The organism is Streptomyces sp. NPDC049970, assembly GCF_040660235.1.
In the GTDB taxonomy this organism is placed as follows: Bacteria; Actinomycetota; Actinomycetes; order Streptomycetales; family Streptomycetaceae; genus Streptomyces.
The window spans coordinates 76,472-101,362 of sequence record NZ_JBFALP010000011.1; the positions used below are offsets into that span (position 1 = coordinate 76,472).

At 69.2% G+C, this 24,891-nt stretch carries 20 protein-coding genes and 2 pseudogenes; 15 read left to right on the top strand and 7 right to left on the bottom strand.

The genetic code is table 11. The annotated features are described in order from the left end of the window. Nucleotides 1–2: 2 nt before the first annotated feature. Entirely contained in the window at nt 3–917 is a 915-nt protein-coding gene (locus AB0I83_RS20365; RefSeq protein ID WP_363305602.1) for an aminoglycoside phosphotransferase family protein, read from the bottom strand. Nucleotides 918–996: 79 nt separating this feature from the next. Between AB0I83_RS20365 and AB0I83_RS20370 the strand changes: the two genes are divergently transcribed. Further along, nucleotides 997–2,319, top strand: a complete 1,323-nt coding sequence (locus AB0I83_RS20370) for a toll/interleukin-1 receptor domain-containing protein (protein ID WP_363305603.1) — start codon at nt 997–999, stop codon at nt 2,317–2,319. 175 nt (nt 2,320–2,494) lie between these two features. Here AB0I83_RS20370 and AB0I83_RS20375 read toward each other — a convergent pair whose 3' ends face one another. Next, nucleotides 2,495–2,674 carry a hypothetical protein gene (locus AB0I83_RS20375; RefSeq protein ID WP_363305687.1) on the bottom strand — a complete coding sequence of 60 codons (180 nt, stop codon included), beginning with the start codon at nt 2,672–2,674 and terminating at the stop codon, nt 2,495–2,497. On the opposite strand from AB0I83_RS20375, the gene AB0I83_RS20380 reads away from it, so the two are divergent. Continuing rightward, a complete protein-coding gene (locus tag AB0I83_RS20380) occupies nt 2,618–3,187 on the top strand; it encodes a macro domain-containing protein (RefSeq protein WP_363305680.1) in 570 nt (189 codons plus the stop codon). The two genes, AB0I83_RS20375 and AB0I83_RS20380, sit on opposite strands and share 57 nt — an antisense overlap. Before the next feature lie 53 nt (nt 3,188–3,240). Next, the gene (locus tag AB0I83_RS20385; RefSeq protein WP_363305604.1) at nt 3,241–4,119 is read left to right on the top strand and encodes a hypothetical protein; all 879 of its coding nucleotides are present in this window, start codon (nt 3,241–3,243) and stop codon (nt 4,117–4,119) included. A gap of 492 nt (nt 4,120–4,611) precedes the next feature. On the opposite strand, the pseudogene AB0I83_RS20390 reads toward AB0I83_RS20385, so the two are convergent. Beyond that, nucleotides 4,612–5,349 (bottom strand): annotated as a pseudogene (locus AB0I83_RS20390) (EamA family transporter); the annotation flags it as partial. Next, nucleotides 5,346–5,855 (bottom strand): YbaK/EbsC family protein, encoded by a 510-nt coding sequence (locus AB0I83_RS20395; RefSeq protein WP_356535179.1) that lies wholly within the window; start codon nt 5,853–5,855, stop codon nt 5,346–5,348. The gene AB0I83_RS20395 and the pseudogene AB0I83_RS20390, both read right to left, overlap by 4 nt. 158 nt (nt 5,856–6,013) lie before the next feature. On the opposite strand from AB0I83_RS20395, the gene AB0I83_RS20400 reads away from it, so the two are divergent. After that, nucleotides 6,014–6,763, top strand: coding sequence for a GntR family transcriptional regulator (locus tag AB0I83_RS20400; RefSeq protein ID WP_363305605.1), 750 nt, complete (start codon nt 6,014–6,016; stop codon nt 6,761–6,763). Nucleotides 6,764–6,924: 161 nt separating this feature from the next. Here the strand turns inward: AB0I83_RS20400 and AB0I83_RS20405 are convergent, their stop codons facing one another. After that, on the bottom strand, nt 6,925–8,559 hold the full coding sequence (locus AB0I83_RS20405; RefSeq protein WP_363305606.1) for a penicillin-binding transpeptidase domain-containing protein: 1,635 nt from the start codon (nt 8,557–8,559) through the stop codon (nt 6,925–6,927). 195 nt (nt 8,560–8,754) lie between these two features. Beyond that, complete coding sequence (locus AB0I83_RS20410; protein WP_363305608.1) at nt 8,755–10,521, bottom strand: phospholipid carrier-dependent glycosyltransferase; 1,767 nt, start codon at nt 10,519–10,521, stop codon at nt 8,755–8,757. Nucleotides 10,522–10,574: 53 nt separating this feature from the next. Here AB0I83_RS20410 and rsmI point away from each other — a divergent pair, with 53 nt between their 5' ends. The 7 genes and pseudogenes from rsmI (at nt 10,575) to AB0I83_RS20445 (ending at nt 16,814) form a co-directional block, all read left to right on the top strand. Next, nucleotides 10,575–11,471, top strand: coding sequence for a 16S rRNA (cytidine(1402)-2'-O)-methyltransferase (gene rsmI / locus AB0I83_RS20415; protein WP_356841680.1), 897 nt, complete (start codon nt 10,575–10,577; stop codon nt 11,469–11,471). A 170-nt stretch (nt 11,472–11,641) separates the two neighbouring features. Continuing rightward, entirely contained in the window at nt 11,642–12,034 is a 393-nt protein-coding gene (locus AB0I83_RS20420; protein WP_363305609.1) for a hypothetical protein, read from the top strand. A gap of 57 nt (nt 12,035–12,091) precedes the next feature. Further along, nucleotides 12,092–12,958, top strand: a complete 867-nt coding sequence (locus tag AB0I83_RS20425; RefSeq protein WP_356841678.1) for a TatD family hydrolase — start codon at nt 12,092–12,094, stop codon at nt 12,956–12,958. 275 nt (nt 12,959–13,233) lie between these two features. Beyond that, nucleotides 13,234–13,584: pseudogene (locus AB0I83_RS20430) on the top strand (ubiquitin-like domain-containing protein); the annotation flags it as partial. A gap of 75 nt (nt 13,585–13,659) precedes the next feature. After that, on the top strand, nt 13,660–14,532 hold the full coding sequence (rsmA, locus tag AB0I83_RS20435) for a 16S rRNA (adenine(1518)-N(6)/adenine(1519)-N(6))-dimethyltransferase RsmA (RefSeq protein WP_356841676.1): 873 nt from the start codon (nt 13,660–13,662) through the stop codon (nt 14,530–14,532). Continuing rightward, complete coding sequence (locus tag AB0I83_RS20440) at nt 14,529–15,428, top strand: 4-(cytidine 5'-diphospho)-2-C-methyl-D-erythritol kinase (RefSeq protein ID WP_363305610.1); 900 nt, start codon at nt 14,529–14,531, stop codon at nt 15,426–15,428. Before rsmA ends, AB0I83_RS20440 begins: the two co-directional genes overlap by 4 nt. Before the next feature lie 72 nt (nt 15,429–15,500). After that, nucleotides 15,501–16,814 (top strand): acyltransferase, encoded by a 1,314-nt coding sequence (locus tag AB0I83_RS20445; RefSeq protein ID WP_363305611.1) that lies wholly within the window; start codon nt 15,501–15,503, stop codon nt 16,812–16,814. Between the two features lie 203 nt (nt 16,815–17,017). Here AB0I83_RS20445 and AB0I83_RS20450 read toward each other — a convergent pair whose 3' ends face one another. Next, nucleotides 17,018–17,656 (bottom strand): lipoprotein, encoded by a 639-nt coding sequence (locus AB0I83_RS20450; protein WP_363305681.1) that lies wholly within the window; start codon nt 17,654–17,656, stop codon nt 17,018–17,020. A 150-nt stretch (nt 17,657–17,806) separates the two neighbouring features. Between AB0I83_RS20450 and AB0I83_RS20455 the strand changes: the two genes are divergently transcribed. The 4 genes from AB0I83_RS20455 (at nt 17,807) to AB0I83_RS20470 (ending at nt 24,886) form a co-directional block, all read left to right on the top strand. Next, a complete protein-coding gene (locus AB0I83_RS20455) occupies nt 17,807–19,624 on the top strand; it encodes an ABC-F family ATP-binding cassette domain-containing protein (protein ID WP_356536083.1) in 1,818 nt (605 codons plus the stop codon). A 559-nt stretch (nt 19,625–20,183) separates the two neighbouring features. Further along, on the top strand, nt 20,184–22,037 hold the full coding sequence (locus tag AB0I83_RS20460; protein WP_363305612.1) for a PQQ-binding-like beta-propeller repeat protein: 1,854 nt from the start codon (nt 20,184–20,186) through the stop codon (nt 22,035–22,037). Nucleotides 22,038–22,098: 61 nt separating this feature from the next. After that, nucleotides 22,099–23,937, top strand: coding sequence for a PQQ-binding-like beta-propeller repeat protein (locus AB0I83_RS20465; RefSeq protein WP_363305613.1), 1,839 nt, complete (start codon nt 22,099–22,101; stop codon nt 23,935–23,937). A 256-nt stretch (nt 23,938–24,193) separates the two neighbouring features. Then, nucleotides 24,194–24,886: a LuxR C-terminal-related transcriptional regulator gene (locus AB0I83_RS20470; protein WP_363305614.1), complete on the top strand. Its 693-nt coding sequence runs from the start codon at nt 24,194–24,196 to the stop codon at nt 24,884–24,886. Nucleotides 24,887–24,891 lie beyond the last annotated feature (5 nt).

Consider the following 24,891-nt stretch of genomic DNA (forward strand, 5'->3'; position numbering starts at 1 on the left):
AACTACCACGGCCGCCAGTCCCGAGGCGCATCGTCGTTACGCAGGGCTGAGACGCGCCGGCGGTACTCGGCAGCCGTCCTCTCGTCCTCCCGCACGTTCTGCATCAGCCAGGTCGTCATGCCGAACTCTTGGAGCCGACGGAGCGTGTCATAGCCGGGCCAGTCATACAGGTCCCGCCCATAGGCCCGCACGAAGTCGGCGTACTGCTCGTCCGTCTGCCACCTAAGGCTGTGATGCTCCGTGGCTGTGACCATCAGGTCCCACTCCGGATGATCGAAGCAGAACGCCTCGAAGTCGATCAGGATGACTTGACCCCGTTCGTCCACCATGAGGTTCTGCACGTGGGCGTCACCATGAACAGGACCCTTGGGAGTCTCGAAGCTCAGCTCTTCGAACTGATCACGCAGCTCAGCCCAGCGCTTTCGCAAGAAGGCCCGGTCATCCTCCGGGATCGGGGCCCGCCCAATCCGAAGCTCTTGCTTGCCGAAGGGATCGAACGAGGGAAACGCCACCCCAGCCGGCAACGTCATCGAGTGGAGATCCCGAAGGATGCCGCCCAGCTCCCCGTACGTTGCCTTGCGGTCACCCTCACGGATGAGATGCCAGAACGTCACCGGGTGACCGTCGACCACGCGCGGCTGTTCGAGGTCATCGAGGATGCGGGCCCCGGGGAAGCCCTCACCCGCCAACCACCGCGACACCGCCACCTCGATACGCGCTTTGGGTAGCCACTCCTCCCCCCGCGCCACACGCACGACCACGGGCGCTGACGCCAGACGGAACAGAGCATTCTCCCCGAACCGGATCAGCTCTGCGCTCCCGTCATCCAGCCCCGCCGACCGGCACGCAGCACGCATCACCCACGCAGCCCTCTCCGACGTGAACCCCTCATCCGACCGAGCAGCGTCAACCGCCATGCCCGTACCAGCTCCCCTAGTCGCGCGATCAACCAGCCGCACGCTCACAGGCGACCAACCCAGCGTGCGTCGGACTTACATGACCGTACCGAAAGACGTAGTACGCGACGAAGACGGGGACAAGCACAGCCCGCAGCAGTACGATCAGTGCATGGATTGCAGGTGGTCTGGGACGCTCCAACTACAACTTGTGGCATTAATGGCCGAGTTACCCGGTTCGGAGAGCGAAAGCTTTTTCATGGCTTATCAGCTTGGAGCCGCATACCATCGTGCCGGCAGAATGGCTAGTAAGAAATCGAAAATCAATGCTGCGATCCGAGAAGCAGAGGCCCAAGGGAGGGCTGATCAAGTACTGACCCAGGCCGCACAGTTCTTCAAATTCACGCATCCGTCCCTTGAAGTAGATCCGCAGGCAGGGCAAGCACCTTCCGGGAAAGTCGAGACAACTTCTGTGCGCAGTAAGGTATTTATCAGCCACGCATCAGCTGACGCCAAACTGGCTGCCGACATAAAGAACTGCCTGCTGCTCGGAGGCGTGCCGAGCGAAAGAATATTCCTGTCTACGGTTAAATCAACTGGTATTCCTGCAGGGAAGAACGTACTTCAACACCTTCAGACCACCCTTGCGGAGTCTGCTCTGGTGATCGAGGTGATCACGCGCAACTTTTTGACTAGACCTTACTGTCTAATGGAATTGGGGGGCGCGTGGGCGCTTGGCAAGCCGACGTACCCCCTAGTAGTGCCGCCCCTGACGATAAGCGAGGCTGTGCACGCCATCGGCAACGTACAGATGGGCGTTTTGGGTGCAGAGTCTGAAGTGGATGACGTATTCGACGAAATCCATGAAATGCTAGATGCTGTTCCAGGAATATCCCTGACCTTGCGCACTTGGAGAGAAGCGGTTTCGACCTTCAAAAAGACCACGGCTACGCAACTACACTGGAATACAGACCGACAGCCCAGGTCAACCATTACTCGAAAGAAAAATCACGCAGGTTCACAGAAAGTAGCAGGATTCGTCGCGCCTTCCCCCTCTCAAGCTCCTGAAGACGAAGGGTTGGAAATGGCAGCGAGTGAACTAAGGGTCGCCCTCAAGAAACTCGACTGGGCAACTCGCTCGACCATCCTCTACGTGGTCTCCTGGGGGCGGGACTACCGAATCGATTGGGAAGAAGCAAGGGAAGCCATTGAGAAAAGAGAGATAGAAGTAAACGAGGAGAGCGGAACGGTCGCTCCCAACCCAGGCCATCCCGCAGTGCGCCTAGCAGTCGAAAAGGCCGAACTTTGGAAAGAAGCTATCGACAGTGCAGGTTACGAGTACGCGGAAAGTTTCGAAGCAGAAAACGGCGTACCTCTCGATGCCCAAAGCAAGGACACGTGGGAAGCATTCCACCTAGCCTGAGGAAGTCTCTGAATTGATTAGCGGACTTCTTACGAGTCGCAGTTGGTGGCGTCAGGTTGCAGGAAGAATCGTAGTAGCGTTCGGCATTCTTGCTACCGTTCCACAGCTTTACCTTGCCTTGTGGCCGAATTCGATAGTACCTAGAGGAACAACGCTCGTTGTAGTGATCTCTTTGTCAGTCGCGATAGGCATTGGTACGTCTCTCCCTCGGCAACAGATAAGTCGGGATTTCCAGCGGCCGCAGGTTTCCGTCGAAGTCAAGGTTGGCGATCTTTTTGATGAGCCGGGTCATCTGGTAATCGGCTTTAATGACGTTTTCGACACTGATTCCACAGACGGGGTAGTCATATCCCATAAGAGTGTGCAAGGGCAGTTCCAAAAGCGAATCTACAACAACGATTTAGTACAACTTGACCACGACCTAAGGGAATCGCTAGCCGGCGTCTCTCCTGTTTTTACTGAGGCCCGCCAAAACAAACCTAGGGGGAAACTTAATAGGTATCCCATCGGTGCTGTTGCTATTCTTGGTACGCCTGAACGTCGCTATTTTTGTGTGGCCTATGGGCGAATGCGAAACGACTTGACTGTTAGGTCTTCGGTAGATTACGTATGGCGGAGTCTGGATCGTCTGTGGAATAGCATAGATACGGCAGGCCAAAGGGCTCCCGTGGCAATGCCCGTTATTGGTACTGAGATGGCCAGAATCAACCACCTGGACCGCGAAGTTCTCTTGCGTATGATCCTTTTGTCTTTCATATCTCACTCGCGTCAGCAGCTAGTCAGTAAGAAACTCACAATTCTCATTCACCCCAAGGATGCACACCTAGTTAATCTACCGGAAGTGCAAGCATTTCTCTGCGTACTGTAGCTGAAACTCCTTCAGTTTCTCGACCACTTGACCCGCTGTTTAGGGGATACGCTATGAGCTATGAAGCCATGGTCCTGAACGTTTTCATCGCTTCGCCGAGGGATACTCGAGATGCACGTGATGCTATCGAACGCTCCATCTGGAGTTGGAACCTAGACAGGTCGCGCGCTGAAAAGGTAATTCTAATGCCACTGCGCTGGGAAAACAGCGCAGTTCCAGGCATGGCGGGTGAAGACCCGCAAGATATTTTGAATAGGCAACTCGTAGACCAGGCCGATATTGTGATCGGGTTGTTTCATACTCGCCTGGGGGTTCCAACCAACCGGGCCGTTTCCGGTAGCGTCGAGGAAATTGAAAGGAGCCACGAACGGGGCACCCCCGTTCATATTTACTTCTCAGAAACACCGCTTCCTCCGGATCTCGATATCGAGAAGTATGCTGAGCTTAGGGAATTCAGGGAGCGCATCGGCGAGACAGTTCTGTACGGCACATATGCATCGCTAGAGGATCTGACAGCCAAGGTGCGTATGGCCTTGGAGAGCGATGTTCGGGACCTGGTCGGGGGGGCTCAGAAATCGAGCGCGCCTGCACTGGATGTCGGTGCAGTTCTCCGTACCAAATATGAGTACGACCGCGAAGCCGAAATTGACCGTAAGGGGAAGATGAGGTATAGGAATCGACGAGAACGTCTAGTAGTCAAGAATATTGGAAACGTTGAGGCCAAAAATCTGGAAGTAGCAATCGAAGCAATCGGCCCTGGAGAGCCTCCGGAAAAGTTTGAGGATCAGGTGATCGAAAGTTTGTTGCCGGATTCCGATATCGTCTTTCCTTTGTTCATGCACATGGGCGTAGCGTCTCAATGGCGGGTAATCACTAGGTGGGTTGAGGGAGAAACAGAGAAGTCCAGTGAGCAAACCGTCATGGCGTTCTGATGCTGGCGCATGCCTAAATCGGATAATTGAGTGAGCGCGATCAAGATGGTTTCACCGAGGCGCTACGCACAGCGCCGAGAGATAAGCAGTGCCCCATCCGATTCCCTAACCAGCGCTGGCTTGTCGCACCAACATGGTTTGACTGGCCTCCCAGGGTGTTGGCCGAGCATGACTTGAGAGGGATCGACAGCTGTCACGTCGGCATCCTCCGGTTCATAAAAACCAGTGCCGGCACCCACATTGACAAATGGTTCGGGTCTTGCCGATCAACGCGTGCAGGCGGGATCAGGACGTCGGACGCCGCTGTATCCCATGCCGATGCGGTCGTAGGTCGCCGACGGGCGGTCGGCAGCAGCGGTCTTCATGAGGCCAAGCCCAGCAGATCAAAGGGCCAAGGACCAGCGATTCAGCGTGGGGCAAATACGCGAGAGACAGAGTCGGTTGGGCTCAGCACCTCTGAGCAGCTCAGTTATTACTGTATGAACGAAGCTTGACCGAGGACTCCCGGAGCGCGGCGACCGGAGCGAGGGGCGCCCTCGTCTGCGCCCACAGGACGAGACCGTAGGCGGAGACCGACAGGCCCGCGCCCAGGAGTCCCCGTGCGGCGAACGGCCTTAGGGCGGGCAGCAGTTCATCCCTCCTGCGCAGGTAGGCGTAGGCCGGGATGACCACGCCCTGCACGGTCATCAGCCAGCCGATGTAGCCGATCGGCGTCCCCGAGGCACGCACCCCGACTCCGTCGACCGTGGTGTACCCGGCGATGGCCAGCCCCGTCGCCAGGGCCGCCAGCACCGCCGGCCGGTGGGGGCGCTCGCCGGCACCCCGGATGCCCCACAGCGCCAGCCCGACGAGCCCCGCCGAGGCCACCGCCACGCCCGCCGTCGCCCAGCCGTCCGGGCGCTCCCCGACGAACACGGCGGCCAGCACCGTCACGACCAGCGGGGCCGTGCCCCGGGCGATCGGATACATCTGGCCGAAGTCGCCCAGGGTGAACGAGCGCATCAGCAGCAGCATGTACGCCACGTGCAGGCCGGCCGAAGCGAGCAGGTACGGCCAGGCACCGCTTGCGGGAAGCGGTGCGAGGCAGGCCAGCAGGCCTCCGATCAGTGCCCCTCCGCCGGAGATCAGGGTGAAGGAGAGCAACTGGTCCCGTATGGCGTGGGCGATGGCGTTCCAGCCGGCGTGCGTGATCGCGGCGCCCAGGACGGCCGCCACCACCAGGGGGGTCACGCGCTCCGCTCTCGTACGTCCACCAGGGAGCCGCCCGCCAGCTCGACCAGGGTGGCCGGATCGAGGCGGAAGACGGTGTGCGGATCGCCGGCGGCGGCCCACACCACCGGGTGACCCAGAAGCCCCCGGTCGGCCAGCACACGGGTCTTCGTGCGATGGCCGAAGGGCGGTACGCCGCCGATCGCGTACCCGGTGGTCTCCCGGACGAGGCCGGCCCGGGCCCGCTCGACCTTCCCGGCGCCCAGCTCGTCCCGCACGAGGTCCACGTCCACCCGCGAGGAGCCGTCCATCAGGACCAGGACCGGCACACCGTCCGCCTCGAAGATCAGGGACTTGACGATCTGGCTCAGTTCGCAGCCCACGGCCGCCGCGGCCTCGGTCGCGGTGCGCGTGGCCTCGGGGAAGCGGCGTACCTCCACGTCGAGGCCCAGTTCCCGCAGGGCTTCGGCGAAGAGGGGGTGCGCGAGGGACGGGGCCGGGCCCGGGGTGGTGTCGGAAGTGCTCATGCCCCGCACGCTACTGAACGGGACCGCGTGCACACCACAGCTATTCCGGTACCCGTGCCCGTCGTCACCCCCGGTCCGGCACACTGCGCAAGTGCCGGCCCGCGGACGGGTCGCTCCGCTTACGGTGGGACCCGTCCGACAGCGGAGGAAGAGCCTTGGTGACAGCAGCCCGACCGGCCGACGGGGGACGCCCCTCGCTCCGCGACCACGCGTACGAGACCTTGCGGCGGCGCATCATCGAGGTCGAACTCCAGCCGGGGGAAAGGCTCGTCGAGCGCGACCTGGCCGCGGAGCTGGAGGTTTCGCGCATCCCGCTGCGCGAGGCGCTGCGGCTCCTGGCGGCGGACGGGCTGGTGCTGCTGGTTCCGCACCGGGGCGCGCTGGTGGCGCCCTTCACCCCGGCGGACGTGCGCGACCTCTTCGACGTACGCGAGTCGCTGGAGTCGCTCGCGGCCCGGCTGGCTGCGGAGCGGGCGGACGAGGACGGGCTGGCACGGCTGGCGGCGGGCCTCGACGCGGCCCGTGCCGCGACCCGCGCGCACGACCGTGCGGCGATCGCCGCCGCCAACGCGGCCTTCCACACGGACATCGTCGAGCTGGCGGCGAACGCGCTGCTCAGCGCGGTGATGCGCCCTCTTGGGGCGCGTATGCACCGGCTGTTCCGGCTGACGGCGGAGCGCGACCCGGCCCAGCAGCGCGCGGAGCACGAGCGCATGTACGAGGCCATCGCCGCCCGGGACGCGGACCTCGCGGCGAGCCTGGCGCACGAGCACGTCGCGGACGGCCGCGCGACCAGCCTGGCGCTCGCGGCGCACTGGTCCCGTCCGGACATCGACCCCGAGGCGGTCGCCTCGCGGCGGCGGCGCGGGCGGGGGGACACCGGGAAACAGCGCGGGCCGGAGGCCTGATCGGCTTCCGGCCCGGAGCGGTCTCCTGGTCCAGAGCCTCGTCCAGGGCCTCGTCCAAGGCGTGGACCGCGTCTCGTCCCGCGAGAGGGCGTGCAGCGGTCCCGTGCGCCGCGGTCCAGTGCGCGGCGGTCCCGTGCCAGGCTCCCGCGAGCCGGGCCCCGCTACGACCCCGCGCGCAGCACCGCGGCCACCACCGGGCCCGCGGCGTCCCCGCCGTGGCCGCCTGACTGGACGACCGCAGCGGCTGCCAGGTCGTCGCTGAAGCCGGTGAACCAACTGTTGGACGTGCCCTGCCCGTCGACCTCCGCCGAGCCCGTCTTGGCGCCCTTGTCGCCGCCCACGGAGGCCATGGCGGCCTTGCCGGTGCCCCAGGAGGCCGTGGCCCGCATCATGTCGTTCAGCTGCTGCGTGACGTTCGGCGACAGTGGGCGGGACGCGGTGGCCACCTGGCGGTCGTCCAGGGACCGCGGGACGATCACGGGCTGGTGGAACGTCCCTGTGCGGGCGGTGGCCGTGATGGACGCGATGTTGAGCGCGTTCATCTGGACGGTGCCCTGGCCTATGTACTGGGCAGCCGCCTCGCCGCCGGTCTCCTCGGGCACCCTGCCGTCGAAGGAGACCACGCCGGTCTTCCAGTCGAGGCCGATCCCGAAGACGTCCCGGGCCTCCTTCGGCAGCGCCGCCTCGTCGTGCGTGTCGTCGATCAGCTTGATGAAGGCGGTGTTGCAGGAGCGGGCGAAACTGGTGCCGAAGCTGCTGGAGTCGGGCAGCTCGAAGTAGTCCAGGTTGTGGAACGTACGGCCCTGGTACATGACCTCCTTGGGGCACTCCGTGGGGCCGTTCGCCGAGACGAGGCCTTTCTCCAGGAGCATCGCCGCGGTCACGATCTTCAGTGTCGAACCGGGTGCCTGGGTGCCCTGCATCGCGGCGTTGAAGCCGGTGGCCGGGTTGTTGGCGACCGCGCGTATCGCGCCGGTGGACGGTTTGACGGCCACCACCGAGGCCCCGCTGAACTGCTTGACCGCCTTCTCGGCCGCCGCCTGCGCGTCCGCGTCGAGGGTCGTCCGCAGCTTGCCCGGCTTCCCCTTGGCGAGCGTCAGCAGGGTGGTGGCCGGCAGCTGCTCGTCGGCGGGCTCGACCCAGGTCTCGATGCCCGGGGAGCCGCCGGTGGTGTCGCCGTACTTCTCGCGCAGGGTGTCGAGGACCGGCCCGAGCGACGGGTAGTCCTCCTTGTCCAGCACCTTGCCGTCGTGGTCGACGGCCTCGATCGCGGCGGTCGACGACTCGCCGGTCTTCAGCACCGCCCCTTCGGTGAGCTGCGGATGGATCACCGTGGGCTGCCAGTCGACGAGCGCCTTGCCCGTGGTCAGACCGCGCACCACGGTCAGATCGGAGGAGTACGACCAGGGCTTGGTCCGCCCTTCGTAGACCACCGTCGCCTTCACGGTGTACGGCACCTTCGTGCCGACCGCGGGGCCCGGGGTGATGACCGCCTTCGTGACGTGGGCGTCCTCGGCGAAGCCGGTCAGCAGGGGTTCGGCGACCGCCTCGTTGTTCGTGAGCAGCGAGGCCGTCGCGGCTTCGCCGGACGCCCATGCCGCGAGGAAGTCCTTCGCCGTCCGCTCTATTTCCTCTCTGTCCGGTGGCCCGGTCCTCACCTCGGAGGACGCGGAGGCGTTCTCCGTGCCACCGGCCGCGTCGCCACCCAGTAGCACGCTGTACGCGCCGTACCCGAGCCCTCCGGTCACCAGCACGAACACCCCGCCCACCACGGCGACTCTCGCTCCACTGCGCATTGCGCGGTCCCCTCCCCAGGAGTCCCTCTTGAACGCGTTCAAGAGGGCTGTCGCTCGCACTCTACGTGACAGCGGGGGAGCGTGAGGTGGTTGTTACGGGACCGCGATGCGCACTCCGAGAGCGCTTTCCGGTGCCGGACGCGAAGAGGGAGGGCACGCCCCGACGGGCTTGCCCTCCCTCGCGGTTGCCCGCCACTACACCCAGGTGTCCAGCCACATCCGGTCGCGCCAGGCGGTGTCCGGGATCGACATGCCCGTGTAGATCGGCCAGAAGTACACGAAGTTCCAGATGATCAGCAGCACCAGCACCCCCGCCGCGATCGCACCCAGCATGCGTCTGCGTTCGCCCGTGGGGTCCGTGGTGGCGCGGCCCAGGCGTTGCCCGGTGCCCGCGCCGGCCGCGGGGCCGATGAGGGCCCCGATCATCATCGTGACGGCCAGGCACAGGAACGGCACGAACACGACCGCGTAGAAGAGGAAGATCGTCCGCTCCTGGTAGAAGAACCAGGGCACCCAGCCCGCCGCCACCCCGCACGCGATCGCGCCCGCCCGCCAGTCGCGCCGGAAGAACCAGCGCCACAGGACGTACAGCAGCGCCACGCACGCCGCCCACCACAGGAGGGGGGTGCCGAGCGCGAGGACCTCGCTGGCGCACTTGTTGGTCTCGGACGTGAGGCAGCCCGTCCGCTCCTCGTAGAAGTACGAGACGGGGCGGCCCAGCACGATCCAGCTCCACGGATTGGACTGGTAGGTGTGGCCGGAGGTCAGGCCGACGTGGAACTCGTAGACCTGGTTCTCGTAGTGCCACAGGCTGCGCAGCCAGTCCGGCAGCCAGGTCCAGCTGCCGCCCTTGCCCTCGGTGGCCGCCCAGTTGCGGTAGTACCCCTTGTCCGTGACGATCCAGCCGGTCCACGACAGGAGGTACGTGCCGATCGCGACCGGCACGGTGGAGACGAACGCGGGCAGCAGGTCCCGCAGGACCACGGCCCGGTACGGCTGTACGGCGCCCGCCGTGCGCCGGGCGCCGACGTCCCAGAGCACCGCCATCACGCCGAACGCGGCCAGGATGTACAGCCCGTTCCACTTCGTGGCGAAGGCCAGGCCGAGCATCAGGCCGGCCGCGATCCGCCACGGCCGCCAACCGAGGCGCAGCGTCTCGGCGATGTGGGCGTCCGGACGCAGCAGGCCCTCCTCGTCGACCGGGAGCGCGCCGGCCAGCCTGCGGCGCGACCGGTCGCGGTCGACCAGGAGGCAGCCGAAGGCGGCCAGCACGAAGAACATCAGCACCAGGTCGAGCAGCGCGGTGCGGCTCATCACGAAGTGCAGCCCGTCCACGGCCAGCAGGGTCCCCGCCAGGCAGCCCAGGAACGTCGAGCGGAAGAGCCGGCGGCCGATGCGGCACAGCATCAGGACCGAGAGGGTGCCGAGCAGCGCCACCATGAAGCGCCAGCCGAACGGGGTGAAGCCGAAGAGCTGCTCGCCGATCCCGATGATCCACTTGCCGACCGGGGGATGGACGACGTAGCCCGGGTCCACCGGGATGTCGACCGAGGACGGGTCCGCGAGGATCCGCTTGTCGATGTCCTTGGGCCAAGCGCCCTCGTACCCCTGGTTGATGAGCGCCCAGGCGTCCTTGGCGTAGTACGTCTCGTCGAATATCACCGCCTTCGGGCTGCCCAGGTTCCAGAACCGCAGCGCCCCGGCGACCAGCGCCACCAGCAGCGGACCGCCCCAGGCGGACCACCGCACCAGGCGGCCGGCCACCGCCGGAGGCACCGCGAGCACGTTCCAGAACTGTCCGCCCGGGCGGGTGTACGGCGGGACCAGGCGCTCGCGCAGCCCCGTCTCCGGCCGTGGGGCATGGCCGAAGCGGCGCAGCCGCTGCTGCCAGGAAGGCGGCTGGTCGCCGGTGTGATCCCCGGCGTCGTTGCCCTGCTGGGCTTCGGGCGCAGTACTCGTCACCGCGCCATCGTAGGGAACGCATCTGTGCGAGTGGTGCCGCCCGTGCTGGGAGGATGGCCGATGTGACTGGATCGACTGGAACGCTCGTACTCGCAGGGACCCCCATCGGCGACGTGGCGGACGCCCCGCCACGGCTCGCCGCCGAGCTGGAGACGGCCGACGTCGTCGCCGCCGAGGACACCCGGCGGCTGCGCCGGCTCACCCAGGCGCTGGGCATCCGCACGACGGGGCGTGTCGTCTCCTACTTCGAGGGCAACGAGTCGGCGCGTACGCCCGAACTCGTCGAGGCGCTGGCCGGCGGCGCGCGGGTCCTGCTCGTCACGGACGCCGGGATGCCCTCCGTCTCCGACCCCGGCTACCGGCTGGTGGCCGCCGCCGTGGAGCAGGACATCAGGGTGACCGCCGTACCGGGCCCCTCGGCCGTGCTCACCGCGCTCGCCCTGTCCGGGCTGCCCGTGGACCGGTTCTGCTTCGAGGGCTTCCTGCCGCGCAAGGCGGGGGAGCGGCTCGGGAAGCTCCGCGAGGTCGCGGACGAGCGCCGCACGATGGTCTTCTTCGAGGCGCCGCACCGGCTGGACGACACCCTGGCCGCGATGGCCGAGGTCTTCGGCGCGGACCGCAGGGCGGCCGTGTGCCGAGAGCTGACCAAGACGTACGAAGAGGTGAAGCGCGGTCCCCTGGGCGATCTGGCCCTCTGGGCGGCCGAGGGGGTGCGCGGCGAGATCACCGTCGTGGTCGAGGGCGCGACGGACTCGGGGAACGAGGGGCTCGACGCCGCCGAGCTGGTGCGCAGGGTGCAGGTGCGCGAGGAGGCGGGGGAGCGGCGCAAGGAGGCCATCGCCGCGGTCGCCGCGGCGACCGGGCTGCCCAAGCGCGAGGTGTTCGATGCGGTGGTCGCGGCAAAGAACGCGGCTCGGACCGGCCAGGCGGAGGGCAAGGGACTAGCCTGAAATGTAAAGCCCGGGCCGCTTTCCGCGCCTTTTGTCCACGGATCGGCCAAGACCGTTCCAACACTCGGCAGACCTGGTGCGCCGCGGCCCGTGAAGGCGTCCACTTGGGGGTGGGACGCACCGTCCGGAGAGCTTGGCCGGAGTGCTTGTCCACGGACAAGGGAGCAGGCATGAGTGAGATCACAGCGGGCACCGTGCACGAGGCGTACGCCTTCGCCTGCATGCGGTGCGGACACGGCTGGGAACAGGCCTACGAGATAGAGCACCACGTCGACGGCTCGGGCAACGCCTTCGTGGTCTACAAGGCGGACGGACTACGCGTGCCCTCGCCCCTCTCCACCCCCACCTGCACCAAGTGCGGCGGCCACGTGGTCCGGATCATGCGGGCCGGCCGGGTCTCCACCGTCCAGCAGCTGCTCCGGCCCCAGCAGACCGCGCGGCCCAAGAAGACCGGTCAGGAGAAGGCCTCCGAGGAGATGGCCGTCGCCGCCGTCCGGGCACCAGGGCCGGAACCGCACCACTGGCACCTCTCGGACCTGCTGCGCCCCTTCCACCGGCGGTGACCTCCGGAGGCCACCACCGGAGCCGGCGGGCGGCCGTGTCCTCGTAGAGTCGTGGGCATGAGCCGTACCGAAGCCCCGCCGCTCCCCGAACCCCTCCGGGTTCCGGTCGCCGATTCGCACACCCACCTGGACATGCAGGACGGAACCGTCGAGGAGGCCCTGGCCCGGGCCTCGGCGGTCAACGTCACCACCGTCGTCCAGGTGGGATGCGACGTGAAGGGCTCGCACTGGGCCGCCGAGACCGCCGCCGCCCACCCGTCCGTCCACGCCTCCGTCGCCCTGCACCCCAACGAGGCCCCGCGCATCGTGCACGGCGACCCGGAGGGCTCGGCAAGGCAGGGGGCCCGCGATCCGGGCGGCAGGGCGGCACTCGACGAGGCGCTCGCCGAGATCGACGCGCTGGCCGCCCTCGGCCACGTACGCGCGGTCGGCGAGACCGGCCTCGACCACTTCCGTACGGGGCCCGAGGGCATCGCCGCGCAGGAGGAGTCCTTCCGGGCGCACATCGAGATCGCCAAGCGGCACGGCAAGGCCCTGGTCATCCACGACCGGGAGGCCCACGCGGACGTGCTGCGCGTCCTCGCCGACGCGGGCGCACCGGAGCGGACCGTCTTCCACTGCTACTCCGGGGACGCCGAGATGGCCCGGATCTGCGCGGCGGCCGGCTACTTCATGTCGTTCGCCGGCAACGTCACCTTCAAGAACGCCCAGCCGCTGCGCGACGCGCTGGCCGTCGCCCCGGCGGAGCTGGTGCTCGTCGAGACGGACGCGCCCTTCCTCACCCCCGCCCCCTACCGCGGGCGGCCCAACGCGCCCTATCTCATCCCGGTCACGCTCCGCGCCATGGCCGAGGTGCGGGGCGTCGACGAGGACACCCTGGCGGCGGCCGTCTACGACAACACGGCGCGCGCTTTCGACTTCTGACCGCGGCCGGCTCCGGCTGCCACCCATCCACCACGTTCGGTAATCGTGCGACTTCGCGACGTGGCGGAACCTCGGATATCGTGCCCGCGCAACGGGGTCGGCAGGGCCGGAGCTTCTGGAGCGTCGTGGGCCAATCACAGGGCAGTCACCGCGCACCGCGCGGTAGTCGGCGTACGGCCCAGGCCCCGCCACCGGCGCCGCCGCGCTCCCTCCACGAGGAGCGGACGATCGTCGCCGCGCTGTGGCCGGGCCGCACCCCGGTGCACGATCCGACGCTGCTGGACACCCCGCTCGTGCCGCGCCCGGCGCCCGCACGGGTCGCGCCCGCCGCGCGCAGGCCGGGTGCGCACCGGGCCGCCCGGCGGGACCGCGGCGCCCCCGCGAGCCTGCGGCGGCTCGTACCGCGTGCCCTGGTGGTCGCCGTCCTCGCGGGCGGCACCGCGGCGTTCCTCGCCCAGGACAAGGCCGTGCACGTCAGCGTCGACGGGACGTCACGCACCCTGCACACCTTCGCGGACGACGTCGGGGAACTCCTCGACTCCGAGGGCGTCACCGTCGGCGCCCGTGACGTCGTCGCCCCCGCACCCGGCACCGGACTCGACGACGGCGACGAGGTCGTCGTCCGCCGGGAGGCGCGTGGGCCCGCGCCCGTGCCGGGTGGTGGCGGGCTCCTCCTCCCACGGCGGCCTTAGGCTTGACGGGTGAGCACCACAGAGCCCGACGCCCTCCTGGGCCCCGCAGACATCCGCGAGCTGGCCGCAGCGCTGGGCGTACGCCCGACGAAGCAGCGCGGCCAGAACTTCGTCATCGACGCCAACACGGTCCGCAGGATCGTGAGGACCGCCGAGGTGCGGCCCGACGACGTGGTGGTCGAGGTCGGCCCCGGTCTGGGCTCGCTGACCCTGGCCCTGCTGGAGGCGGCCGACCGGGTCGTCGCGGTGGAGATCGACGACGTGCTCGCGGGCGCCCTGCCTGCCACGGTCGCCGCCCGCCTGCCGGCGCGGGCAGGCCGGTTCGACCTCGTCCACTCCGACGCGATGCTGGTGAAGGAGCTGCCCGGCCCCGCGCCGACCGCGCTGGTCGCCAACCTTCCCTACAACGTCGCCGTACCGGTGCTGCTGACCATGCTGGAGCGCTTCCCGACCATCGAGCGCACACTCGTCATGGTGCAGGCCGAGGTCGCCGACCGGCTGGCCGCCAGGCCCGGCAACAAGGTCTACGGAGTGCCCTCGGTCAAGGCCAACTGGTACGCCGACGTCAAGCGCGCCGGCTCCATCGGCCGCACCGTGTTCTGGCCCGCGCCGAACGTCGACTCCGGGCTGGTCTCCCTGGTACGGCGCGCGGAGCCGGTCCGCACCACCGCGAGCAGGGCCGAGGTCTTCGCCGTCGTGGACGCCGCCTTCGCCCAGCGCCGCAAGACGCTGCGCGCGGCCCTGGCCGGCTGGGCGGGCTCCGCGCCCGCCGCCGAGCAGGCCCTGGTCGCGGCGGGGATCTCGCCGCAGGCCAGGGGCGAGGCGCTCACCGTCGAGGAGTTCGCCGCCATCGCCGAGAACAAGCCGGAGCCCTCCGCATGAGCCGCGGCGTCACCGTCCGCGTGCCCGCCAAGGTCAACGCCCAGCTCGCCGTCGGCGCCCCACGCCCCGACGGCTTCCACGACCTGGCGAACGTCTTCCTCGCCGTCGGCCTGTACGACGAGGTCACCGTCACGCCCGCCGACGCGCTGCGCGTCACCTGCTCGGGGCCGGACGCCGCCCAGGTCCCGCTCGACGCCACGAACCTCGCGGCCCGCGCGGCGATCGCCCTGGCGGCCCGACACGGCATCGCACCCGACGTGCACATCCACATCGCCAAGGACATCCCCGTCGCGGGCGGCATGGCGGGCGGCAGCGCCGACGGCGCCGCCGCGCTGCTGGCCTGCGACGCCCTGTGGTCCACCGGCGCCACCCGCGAGGAACTGCTCGCGATCTGCGCCGAGCTGGGCAGCGACGTGCCGTTCAGCCTGGTCGGCGGGGCGGCCCTCGGCGTCGGACGCGGTGAGCGGCTGACCGCGGTCGACGTCGGAGGCACCTTCCACTGGGTGTTCGCGGTCGCCGACGGCGGGCTCTCCACCCCGGCCGTGTACGGCGAGTTCGACCGCCTCACCGCCGGTACGGACGTCCCCGGACCGGCCGCGTCGCCCGCGCTGCTCGGCGCGCTGCGCAAGGGTGACGCCACCGCACTCGCGGAAGCCCTGAGCAACGACCTCCAGCCCGCGGCACTCTCCCTGCGGCCCTCCCTGGCCGGCACCCTCGCGGCGGGCACCGCCGCGGGCGCGCTCGCCGCGCTGGTCTCGGGATCCGGGCCGACCACGGCGTTCCTGGTGGCCGACTCGGAGTCGGCGCGGAAGGTGGCCGACGCGCTGCTGACCTCGGGTACCTGCCGCACGGCCCGGGTCGCGGTGTCCCCGGCGCCGGGTGCCACGGTCGTCTGACCGCCGGTACTCAGACGGCGATTGAGTACGGTCGCGCTGCCGCCTCCGGGCGCGTGGCGCGACCGTATCCGTATGGGATCAAGTGTTCGTGAACTGGCCGGGGCGACGCCCGCCACCCGGGACCGCTACATCGACCTGCTGCGCGTCGCCTCGCTCGGCACGGTCGTGCTGGGCCACTGGCTGATGGCCGCCGTCACCTCCGACGGGATCGGCAACCTCCTCGCCGTCGTCCCCGGGCTCCAACTGCTCACCTGGGTACTCCAGATCATGCCGGTGTTCTTCTTCGTCGGCGGCTTCTCCCACGCGCTGTCCTGCCGTTCGCTGCTCCGCAGGCGCCCCGAGGGATCCACCGACTCCGTCTACTCGGCGTTCCTCCGGGCCAGGCTGCAGCGGCTGCTGCGACCCACCCTGGTCTTCGTCCTGGTGTGGGGCGCTGCCGCCCTCGTCGTCCAACTGCTCGGCGGGGGAGGCGGGCTGACCGGTGTCACGCTCCGGCTGGTGACCCAGCCGCTCTGGTTCATCGGGATCTACCTGGCGATGGTCGCGTTCACCCCGCCGCTGCTGAAGCTGCACGACCGCTACGGCTGGGGCGTGTTCGCCGCACTCGCGGGCGCCGCGGCCGCGGTCGACGTACTGCGGTTCGCCGCCGGTGTGCCGTACCTGGAGTTCCTCAACTTCGCGTTCGTCTGGCTCGCCGTGCACCAGCTCGGCTTCCTGCGCGCCGACGACCGCATCCGCCGGCCCGCGGTCCTCGCCGGGGCCGGACTGGCCTCCGCCGTCGCGCTGGTGGCCCTCGGCCCGTATCCGCTGTCCATGGTCGGGATGCCCGGCGAGCGGATCAGCAACATGGCGCCGCCCACCCTCGCGTTGCTCTGCCACGGCCTCTGGCTCGTCGGCGCGGTGGAACTGCTGCGCGCTCCCGGGGCCCGGCTGGTGGCCGGGCCCCGCGTCTGGCGCGCGGTGGTGGCTGCCAACGGCGTCGCGATGACCGCGTTCCTGTGGCACCTCACCGCCATGCTCGGCGTGTACGGGGCGATGCTCGCCCTCGACGTCCCGCTGCCCGAGCCGGCCACCGGGGCCTGGTGGGCACAGGTTCCGGTGCGGATCGCGGCCGCCGTCGGGATCACCGCGGTCCTGGTCGCCGTCTTCCGCACCTTCGAACGGCCCGTCTCCGCCGTACTCCCGGCCCGGGGCAAGGGCTCGGGACCCGTCTCGGCGGTCGGCGTGACGCTCGCCCTGCTGGGTGTGCTGGGGCTGTCCATGGTCGGCTACGCGGGCCTGCTCGAAGGGCGCACCGCACTGCTGATCGCCGTGCACGTCAGTGCCCCGGCAGCCGTCGTCATGGCGCTCGGCGGCTGGCTGCTCGTGGAGCGGGCGGGACGGTGACCGCCCGCCCCGAACCTCATCCCGCCAGTTCCCGCAGGGTGCCTACGCCTGCTTCCAGAAGGTCCGTCGAAGCGAGCAGCCGGCGCGCGTTCTCAGGGTCCGCAGCAGGCAGGCCGTCTCCTGGGTCATGGTCCGCACGGTGTCCTCCTCGATCTGTACGACATCCTGTAGGCACAGGAGTCCGCGGGGCTGGGCGCCGGCTCTCAGCCCAGCCTCAGGGACTTCTTCGCCAACTCGTACGCCGGGAGCATCTCCCGGTGCTCCGTGGAGTCCAGCCCGCCCAGGTGCACCACCACCGGGCCCTTCGGGGTGGCGACCGCGAAGGCGCGCTCCTGCTTCCGCTCGTCCAGCAGCTCGACGTCCACCGTGTAGGTGACCTCCGCCCCCGCCTCGGTCTCCTCGTAGGCGGCCCCGGTGGCGTTCTCGTCGCCCGCCACGAAGTCCTCCAGCGCCGCGCGCGGGTCCGCCTCGGACACCCTGCCCTGCCAGACCCGGAGGTAGCCGATGTTCCCGGCGGGCTTGGCGTCGATCTCGCAGACCATCGTGGCCGAGCCCTGCCGGCCCGGTTCCGCGAGCTCGGAGCCGGGGTCCACCTCGACGGCCTGCGGCTTCCAGCCCGCCGCCAGGTCGAAGGTCACCGGCAGCTCACAGGCCGAGCCCGGGCCGCCGAGCGTGCCGCCCTTCGTCGCCGGGGCGCTGTCAGCGGCTCTCGCGGGGGCGCTGTCCCCGTTCTTCCCCGTGTCCGTGTCCGTCACCGTGCGGCTCCCGGACGGCGCCGAACAGCCCGCCAGTACCGCTGCCGCCAGGACCGCCGGTATGCAGGTTCGCATCGTGTCGCGCATCATCAAGTCCCCACCCCGGAGATGTTCCGCACCGCTCCGACCTGGGGTTACTCCCCATGATCGATCGCCGCACGCTATCGCACCCCGCGCGGCGACTACTCTGGGACGTCGAGCGGTCCCCGACGCAGGGATCCCCGAGGCAGGAGTGAAATGGCCGTCAATCTGGTCAATGTCGAGCAGGTCAGCAAGGTGTACGGCACCCGTGCCCTGCTCGACGGTGTATCCCTCGGGGTGTCCGAGGGCGACCGGATCGGCGTCGTCGGCCGCAACGGCGACGGCAAGACGACGCTCATCCGGATGCTCGCCAAGCTGGAGGACGCCGACACCGGCCGGGTCACCCACAACGGCGGGCTGCGACTCGGCGTCCTGACCCAGCACGACTCGCTGGACCCGGACGCCACCATCCGGCACGAGGTCATCGGCGATCTCGCCGACCACGAGTGGGCGGGCAGCGCCAAGATCCGGGACGTGCTGACCGGCCTGTTCGGCGGCCTCGCCCTCCCCGGCTTCGAGCACGGCCTCGACACCGTCATCGCCCCGCTCTCCGGCGGCGAGCGGCGCCGGATCGCGCTGGCCAAGCTGCTCATCGCCGAGCAGGACCTGATCGTCCTCGACGAGCCCACCAACCACCTCGACGTCGAGGGCATCTCCTGGCTGGCCGGGCACCTGCGGACCCGGCGCTCCGCGCTCGTCTGCGTGACCCACGACCGGTGGTTCCTCGACCAGGTCTGCACCCGCATGTGGGACGTGCAGCGCGGCTCGGTCCACGAGTACGAGGGCGGCTACAGCGACTACGTGTTCGCCCGGGCCGAGCGGGAGCGGATCGCCGCGACCGAGGAGTCCAAGCGGCAGAACCTGATGCGCAAGGAGCTGGCCTGGCTGCGCCGGGGCGCACCCGCGCGCACCTCCAAGCCGCGCTACCGCATCGAGGCGGCCAACGAGCTGATCGCCGATGTGCCGCCCCCGCGCGACACCAGCGAGCTGATGAAGTTCGCCAACGCGCGGCTCGGCAAGACCGTCTTCGACCTGGAGGACGTGACCGTCCAGGCCGGGCCCAAGACCCTGCTCACCCATCTCACCTGGCAGCTCGGCCCCGGCGACCGTATCGGCCTCGTCGGCGTCAACGGCGCGGGCAAGACCTCCCTGCTCAGGGCGCTCGAGGAGGCGTGCCGCAGCCAGGGCGACGTACAGCCCGCGGCCGGGAAGGTCGTGGTCGGCAAGACGGTCCGGCTCGCCTACCTCTCGCAGGAGGTCACCGAGCTCAACCCGAACCTGCGGGTGCTCGAGGCCGTCCAGCAGGTGCGCGACCGCGTCGACCTCGGCAAGGGCCGTGAGATGACGGCGGGCCAGCTCTGCGAGCAGTTCGGCTTCGCCAAGGAGAAGCAGTGGACGCCGGTGGGCGACCTCTCCGGTGGCGAGCGGCGGCGGCTTCAGATCCTGCGCCTGCTGATGGACGAGCCCAACGTCCTCTTCCTCGACGAACCGACCAACGACCTGGACATCGAGACCCTGACCCAGCTGGAGGACCTCCTCGACGGCTGGCCCGGGTCGATGATCGTGATCTCCCACGACCGGTTCTTCGTCGAGCGGACCACGGACCGGGTGATGGCCCTCCTCGGCGACCGGGCGCTGCGGATGCTGCCGCGCGGTATCGACGAGTACATCGAGCGCAGGCAGCGCATGGAGGAGGTGGCGACGCCCGCCTCCGCCGCGGGGTCCTCGGCGCCGAAGGCGGCGCCGGCCGAGGCCGTCTCGCCGCAGGCTGCTCGGGCCGCGAAGAAGGAGCTCCAGAAGGTGGAGCGTCAGCTCGACAAGATGTCGACCAGGGAGACGGCGCTGCACGCGCAGATCGCCGACAACGCCACCGACTTCGGGAAGGTCGCCACGCTCGACGCCGAGCTGCGTGAACTGGTCGCGGAGCGGGACGTGCTGGAGATGCGCTGGCTGGAACTGGCCGAGGAGGCCTGACCGTCGGGGACGGTCCGGCCCGGGCGGGCGGTGGGAACGGGGGACCGCCCGGCCCGGCGTGACCTGCGGAGCCATGCTCGTACGAGGGGCTCCTGCGCCGGCGAGGCACGACCGGGAGCGCGGCGATGTCGTCGCCGGCTCCGGGGAACGCCCATGACGTCCGGAGGGGCGTGCACGTCGCCGCTGGTCCTCGGCAGGTGGATACCCGTCTCGGGCGGGTTGATAACGGGACCTATCGCGACGAAAAGGGACGCTACCCATCAGGAGATCCGTGAAGTAGGCGCGTCCGATGTGTAGTTGACGTGACGTCAGCGGTGCGTGGGTCGCAGGGTCGCGGGCGCATGCGTAACAGCGGCATCACAGGCCGGTTCTCCCTTGGGAACGGGGCTGGACCGAATCGCTGTCCTGTGCGAAGCGGGTGGTACAAAGAAGCCCCGCTCGACTGTCGTGACGCCGCGGAATCCATGCCCGATTCGCTCCTTTCCGAGGGGAATTCAGCCCAGCGGAATCGCGGGGGAGAACGAACCGGGCACCGGACCGCACGAAGGGGGACGTGCTGATGACGCAGCCACCCAGCCAGCAACCGCCGCAGGGAGGCTTCGGGGCTCCCGAGGAGTCGCAGGACACCCCTCAGCCGCCCCAGCCGCAGTCACCCCCGACGGCTCCTCCGCCGCACATGCCGCCCGCCCCGCCGCAGACACCGCCCGCCGGGCAGCCCGGTTACGGCTACCCGCAGGCCCCGGCCACGCAGCCCGGCTACGGCTACCCGCAGGCCCCGGGGCAGGGTGCACCCGGACCGTACGCCCAGCAGCCCGGCCCCTACGGCGCACCGGCCGGACCGTACGCCCAGCAGCCCGGACCCTATGGCCAGCAGCCCGGCCCGTACGGTCAGCAGCCGCCCGGCGGTTACGGCTACCCGCAGCAGCAGTACCCCGGCGCACCCGCGCCCGGTGGTTCCGGCGGCGGCCCCCTCAAGGGCAAGCCCGCGGTCGTCATCGGTGCGGCGGTCGCCCTGCTCCTCGTCGTCGGTGGCGGGATCTTCCTCGCGACGAGCGGGAGCGACGACGGCGAGAAGAAGCCCGTGGCCAAGCCCAGCGGCGCCCCCGTGGACCCGAGCGCCTCGGCGAGTGTCGACCAGGGCGACGGCAAGGGTGACGGCCGCGAGGCGAACGACGACCTGAACGCCGGGCGCAAGGACGGCGAGGCGAAGGTCCTCTGGCTCACGAAGAACGGCCTCGACCTGCCGCGCAACGGCGCGGACGTCTACGGCCCGTGGATCGTCGGGGACACACTCGTCAAGGGCATGTACCGCTCGGTCGTCGGCTACTCCGTCGCCGACGGCAAGGAGAAGTGGACCCTTCCGCTTCCCGCCGACATGTGCGCAGCCCCTGGGACGGCCACCGCCGACGGCAAGATCGTCATCGGGGTGAAGAACGGCACCACGGACAAGGCCGACTGCTCCGAGCTCCGGATGATCGACCTCAACACGGGCAAGGCGGGCTGGAAGAAGGCCGTCAAGAAGACCGGTACCTGGGACATGATGTCCGACATCGGTCTGGCGATCAGCGGCGACACCGTCACCGTCGGCCGTACCGGCAACTCCAACGCCTACCGGGTCAGCGACGGTTCCGAGCTTTTCGGCAAGCCTTCGGGCAACTGCCAGCCGTTCGCCTTCGCCGGAGGGCCCAAGCTGATCGCCGCGTCCAGCTGCCGCACCTCGGACGTGGACAACCCGCAGCACCAGGTCCAGGAGATCGACCAGACCACCGGGAAGCCGAAGTGGACCTACCAGCCCAAGCGCGGCTGGGAGGTCGACAAGGTCTACTCGGTGAGCCCGCTCGTGGTCTCGCTGACCCAGCGCGAGGAGAAGAAGTGGTCCATCCTCGCGCTCAAGGAGAACGGAACGCTCCGCTCGCAGCTGGTCGGTGACAAGGAGGACAAGTTCTCCGTCGACTGCGGCCACGACTTCTCGATCTTCGGTGAGCAGCTCGAAGGCTGCACCGGCCTCGCCGCCGACGCCAACAGCTTCTACATGATGACCGAGGACGACACCAGCGGCACCGGCCGCACCAACAAGGTCATCGCCTTCGACCTCAACACCGGCAAGCCGAAGTGGAAGGCCGCCGCCCCCGCCGAGCGCACCATGAAGCCGCTGCGCATGGAGGGCGGCAACGTGCTGGTCTACCTGGAGCCGTCGTACGACAAGGGCGGGGCGATCGCGACGATCGCGCCCACCGGCGGCGCGCCCAAGGTGCTGCTCCAGCACCCGGACTCGACGACCCGGATCGAGAACTTCTTCTCGTCCAAGATCGCCTATGAGGGTGGCCGCTCCTTCGTCGTCAGCGCACGCGTCAGTGCGGGCACCGACGAGGAGGAGAAGGAGCAGACGACCATGATGGCCTTCGGCAAGTGACGGCCGACACCGGCAACCGCAGCCCCCTCCTCTTCCCGGAATCCCCAGAGGTACGTACGCCATGACCCAGCCGCCCCAGCCCCCCAACGAACCGCCCCAGGGCGGGTTCGGCGCCCCGCAGGACCCGCCTCCCGGCGGATTCGGCGCGCCCACCCCGCCGCCGTCGGACGGTCTCACCAAGCAGCCTCCGGCCGCGCCGCCCACCCCGCCCGCCGGTGGCTACGGCAGCCCGCCGCCGCCTCCGCCGGCCGGTGGGTACGGCGCTCCGCAGGGCCCCCCGCCCGGACAGCCGCCGCAGAATCCCGCGTACGGCTACCCGCAGGCGCCGCCGCCCGGGCAGCCTCCGACGCAGCCCGGCTACGGCTTCCCGCAGCAGGGGTACGGATACCCGACCGCGCCGATGCACCCGCAGTACGCCGCCCAGCAGCCGGGCGGCGGCAAGAAGTTCAACACCCGGATGCAGATCATCGTCGCCGCCGTGGTCGCCGTGGTCCTGATCGTCGGCGGCGGGGTCATCTACGCCTCCAGCGGCGGTGACGGCGGTGACAAGCGGACCGACGCCTCCTCGGCCGGCCCCGACGGCGGCGAGGGCAAGGGCGGCGAGGGCGACGGACTGGCCGGTGGCACGGAGAAGGCCCCGGCCGACACCAAGTCCGAGCTCGGCCTCCAGCTCCGGCACCCCAAGGTCACCGACACCACGGTCGTCGACGGCTCCTGGGTCACCGACAAGGTGTACGTGAAGACCGGGGTGTACGAGGTCGTCGGCTACGACCTCGCCAAGGGCACCAAGCTCTGGTCGATCCCGCTGCCCGGTCAGGTCTGCGCCGCCTCGCGGCACATGAGCAAGGACTTCAGGACGGCGATCGCGTTCCAGGAGGGCAAGCCCACCGCGGCGGACAAGTACCCCTCCTGCAACCAGATCGGCGGGCTCGACCTCGCCACCGGCAAGCTGATGTGGAACAAGTCCGTCACCTCCGACTCCAGCGGTGACGAGCCGGTCCGCTTCAACGAGGTCACCCTCAGCGGCTCCACGGTGGCCGCCGGGGGCACCAGCGGAGGCGCGGCGTTCAGCCTCGCCGACGGCGCCGAGCTGTGGAGGCCGAAGACCGACGCGAACAACTGCTCCGACCGCGGGTACGCCGGCGGTGAGGCCCTCGCCGTTGTCCGCAGGTGCGGCGACTACGACAACTCGCAGCTGACCATCCAGGCCCTGAACCCGTCCACCGGAGCCCCGATCTCCTCGTACAACATGCCGGCCGGTGTGGACTACGCGAGCATCGTCTCCACGAAGCCGCTCGTCGTCGCGGCCGACGTCGGCGACACCGCCGGTGACGGCAGCGGCATCTCGGACTTCTTCTCCATCGACGCGGCCACCGGCAAGCTCATCGTCCGGATCTCCGCCGACGCGGACAAGTACGCCGCGAAGTGCGGTTCCACCGAGGTCGAGACGTGCCAGTCCCTGGCCGTCGGCAACAACAAGCTGTACGTGCCGACCGAGGAGCACGAGGGCACCGGGGAGTACGGCGACACCAACGAGATCGTCGCCTTCGACCTCACCACCGGCAAGCTCGTCGGCGGCAGGGCGGACGCGGGCAACGACTACACCATCACCCCGCTGCGCATGGACGGCTCCAACGTCATCGCGTACAAGAGGCCCCCGTACGACAAGGGCGGCCAGATCGTCTCCATCAACGGCTCGACGTTCGAGGAGACCGTGCTGATGGTCAACCCGGACACCGAGAAGGTGCGTGAGGCGGAGACCAGCTTCTCCGTCGACTACGCCGAGTTCATCTACGAGAAGGGCCGGCTGTTCATCTCCGAGAAGATGATCAGCGAGCCCAGCAAGAGCGCGGCCGCCAACGACCGGAACTACCTGGTCGTGTCCTTCAGCACCGTCTGACCCGTCCCGGGTGAGCGGTGAGCAGTGAGCGGTTTCGGCCCCGCCGGTTGATCATTCGACCGGCGGGGCCGATCGCTTTCCGGCCGGTTCCGACCGGCAAGTAGCCCCGAAGGGAGCAGAATTCGGCAGCCTTGGGGGCTTCTGCCCGGTAGAGGGCACGCGGCGTCGAACAAGCGTGTAACTTGCCGGGTCAGAAGGCCGGGGGGCCTGCGAGGGGCTACACAGCGGTAGGCGCTGTACATGGGGGCAGAACTCGATGGGCGTGCGGCTCATGGTGGTCGATGACCACCGTCTGCTGGCAGAGGCACTCGCCTCCGCCTTGAAACTGCGCGGGCACCGGGTGCTCGCGGCGGCCGCACCGACGGCCGGGGCCGCGGAACTGGTCGTCAGCCGGGCACCCGAGGTCTGCCTGTTCGGTACGGCGTCGCCCGCCGAACCAGGTGTGTTCGACCCGATCGTGCGCATCGGTCGGGAGCGTCCGCAGGTGGCCGTCGTGGTGCTCGGCCCGGTGCCGAGTCCGCGCGGCATCGCGGCGGCCTTCGCCGCCGGGGCGGCCGGCTACGTCCGCCACGACGAACGCATCGAGGGCGTCGAACGCGCGATGCTCAAGGCCCGCGCGGGCGAGGCCGCCGTGTCGCCGCAGCTGCTGCGCGGCGCGTTCGCCGAGCTGCTGCACCCCGCGGCCCAGCCGGACGACGAGGGGCAGCGACTGCTGCGGATGCTCACCCCGCGCGAGGTCGAGGTGCTGGTGCGGGTCGCCGAGGGCGAGGACACCAGGCTGATCGCGGCCGGGATGGGGATCGCGCCGAGCACCGCGCGCACCCATGTGCAGCGGGTGCTGATGAAGCTGGGTGTCGGCTCCCGCCTGGAGGCCGCGGCCCTCGCGGCACGTACGGGGCTGCTGGACCGGGCGGCGGGAACGCCGCAGGGGCCGGACCGCCTCGCGTGATCGCG

What these genes read in the sequence shown, in the direction of transcription:
- AB0I83_RS20375 (WP_363305687.1), bottom strand. Translation starts at nt 2,674, where the DNA reads ATGGGATATGACTACCCCGTCTGTGGAATCAGTGTCGAAAACGTCATT.
- AB0I83_RS20405 (WP_363305606.1), bottom strand. Translation starts at nt 8,559, where the DNA reads ATGCGCAGTGGAGCGAGAGTCGCCGTGGTGGGCGGGGTGTTCGTGCTG.
- AB0I83_RS20450 (WP_363305681.1), bottom strand. Translation starts at nt 17,656, where the DNA reads ATGCGCGACACGATGCGAACCTGCATACCGGCGGTCCTGGCGGCAGCG.
- AB0I83_RS20420 (WP_363305609.1), top strand. Translation starts at nt 11,642, where the DNA reads ATGAGTGAGATCACAGCGGGCACCGTGCACGAGGCGTACGCCTTCGCC.
- AB0I83_RS20425 (WP_356841678.1), top strand. Translation starts at nt 12,092, where the DNA reads ATGAGCCGTACCGAAGCCCCGCCGCTCCCCGAACCCCTCCGGGTTCCG.
- AB0I83_RS20445 (WP_363305611.1), top strand. Translation starts at nt 15,501, where the DNA reads ATGGGATCAAGTGTTCGTGAACTGGCCGGGGCGACGCCCGCCACCCGG.
- rsmI (WP_356841680.1), top strand. Translation starts at nt 10,575, where the DNA reads ATGGCCGATGTGACTGGATCGACTGGAACGCTCGTACTCGCAGGGACC.
- AB0I83_RS20460 (WP_363305612.1), top strand. Translation starts at nt 20,184, where the DNA reads ATGACGCAGCCACCCAGCCAGCAACCGCCGCAGGGAGGCTTCGGGGCT.
- AB0I83_RS20385 (WP_363305604.1), top strand. Translation starts at nt 3,241, where the DNA reads ATGAGCTATGAAGCCATGGTCCTGAACGTTTTCATCGCTTCGCCGAGG.
- AB0I83_RS20370 (WP_363305603.1), top strand. Translation starts at nt 997, where the DNA reads ATGACCGTACCGAAAGACGTAGTACGCGACGAAGACGGGGACAAGCAC.
- AB0I83_RS20470 (WP_363305614.1), top strand. Translation starts at nt 24,194, where the DNA reads ATGGGCGTGCGGCTCATGGTGGTCGATGACCACCGTCTGCTGGCAGAG.
- AB0I83_RS20395 (WP_356535179.1), bottom strand. Translation starts at nt 5,855, where the DNA reads ATGAGCACTTCCGACACCACCCCGGGCCCGGCCCCGTCCCTCGCGCAC.
- AB0I83_RS20365 (WP_363305602.1), bottom strand. Translation starts at nt 917, where the DNA reads ATGGCGGTTGACGCTGCTCGGTCGGATGAGGGGTTCACGTCGGAGAGG.
- AB0I83_RS20455 (WP_356536083.1), top strand. Translation starts at nt 17,807, where the DNA reads ATGGCCGTCAATCTGGTCAATGTCGAGCAGGTCAGCAAGGTGTACGGC.
- AB0I83_RS20440 (WP_363305610.1), top strand. Translation starts at nt 14,529, where the DNA reads ATGAGCCGCGGCGTCACCGTCCGCGTGCCCGCCAAGGTCAACGCCCAG.
- AB0I83_RS20465 (WP_363305613.1), top strand. Translation starts at nt 22,099, where the DNA reads ATGACCCAGCCGCCCCAGCCCCCCAACGAACCGCCCCAGGGCGGGTTC.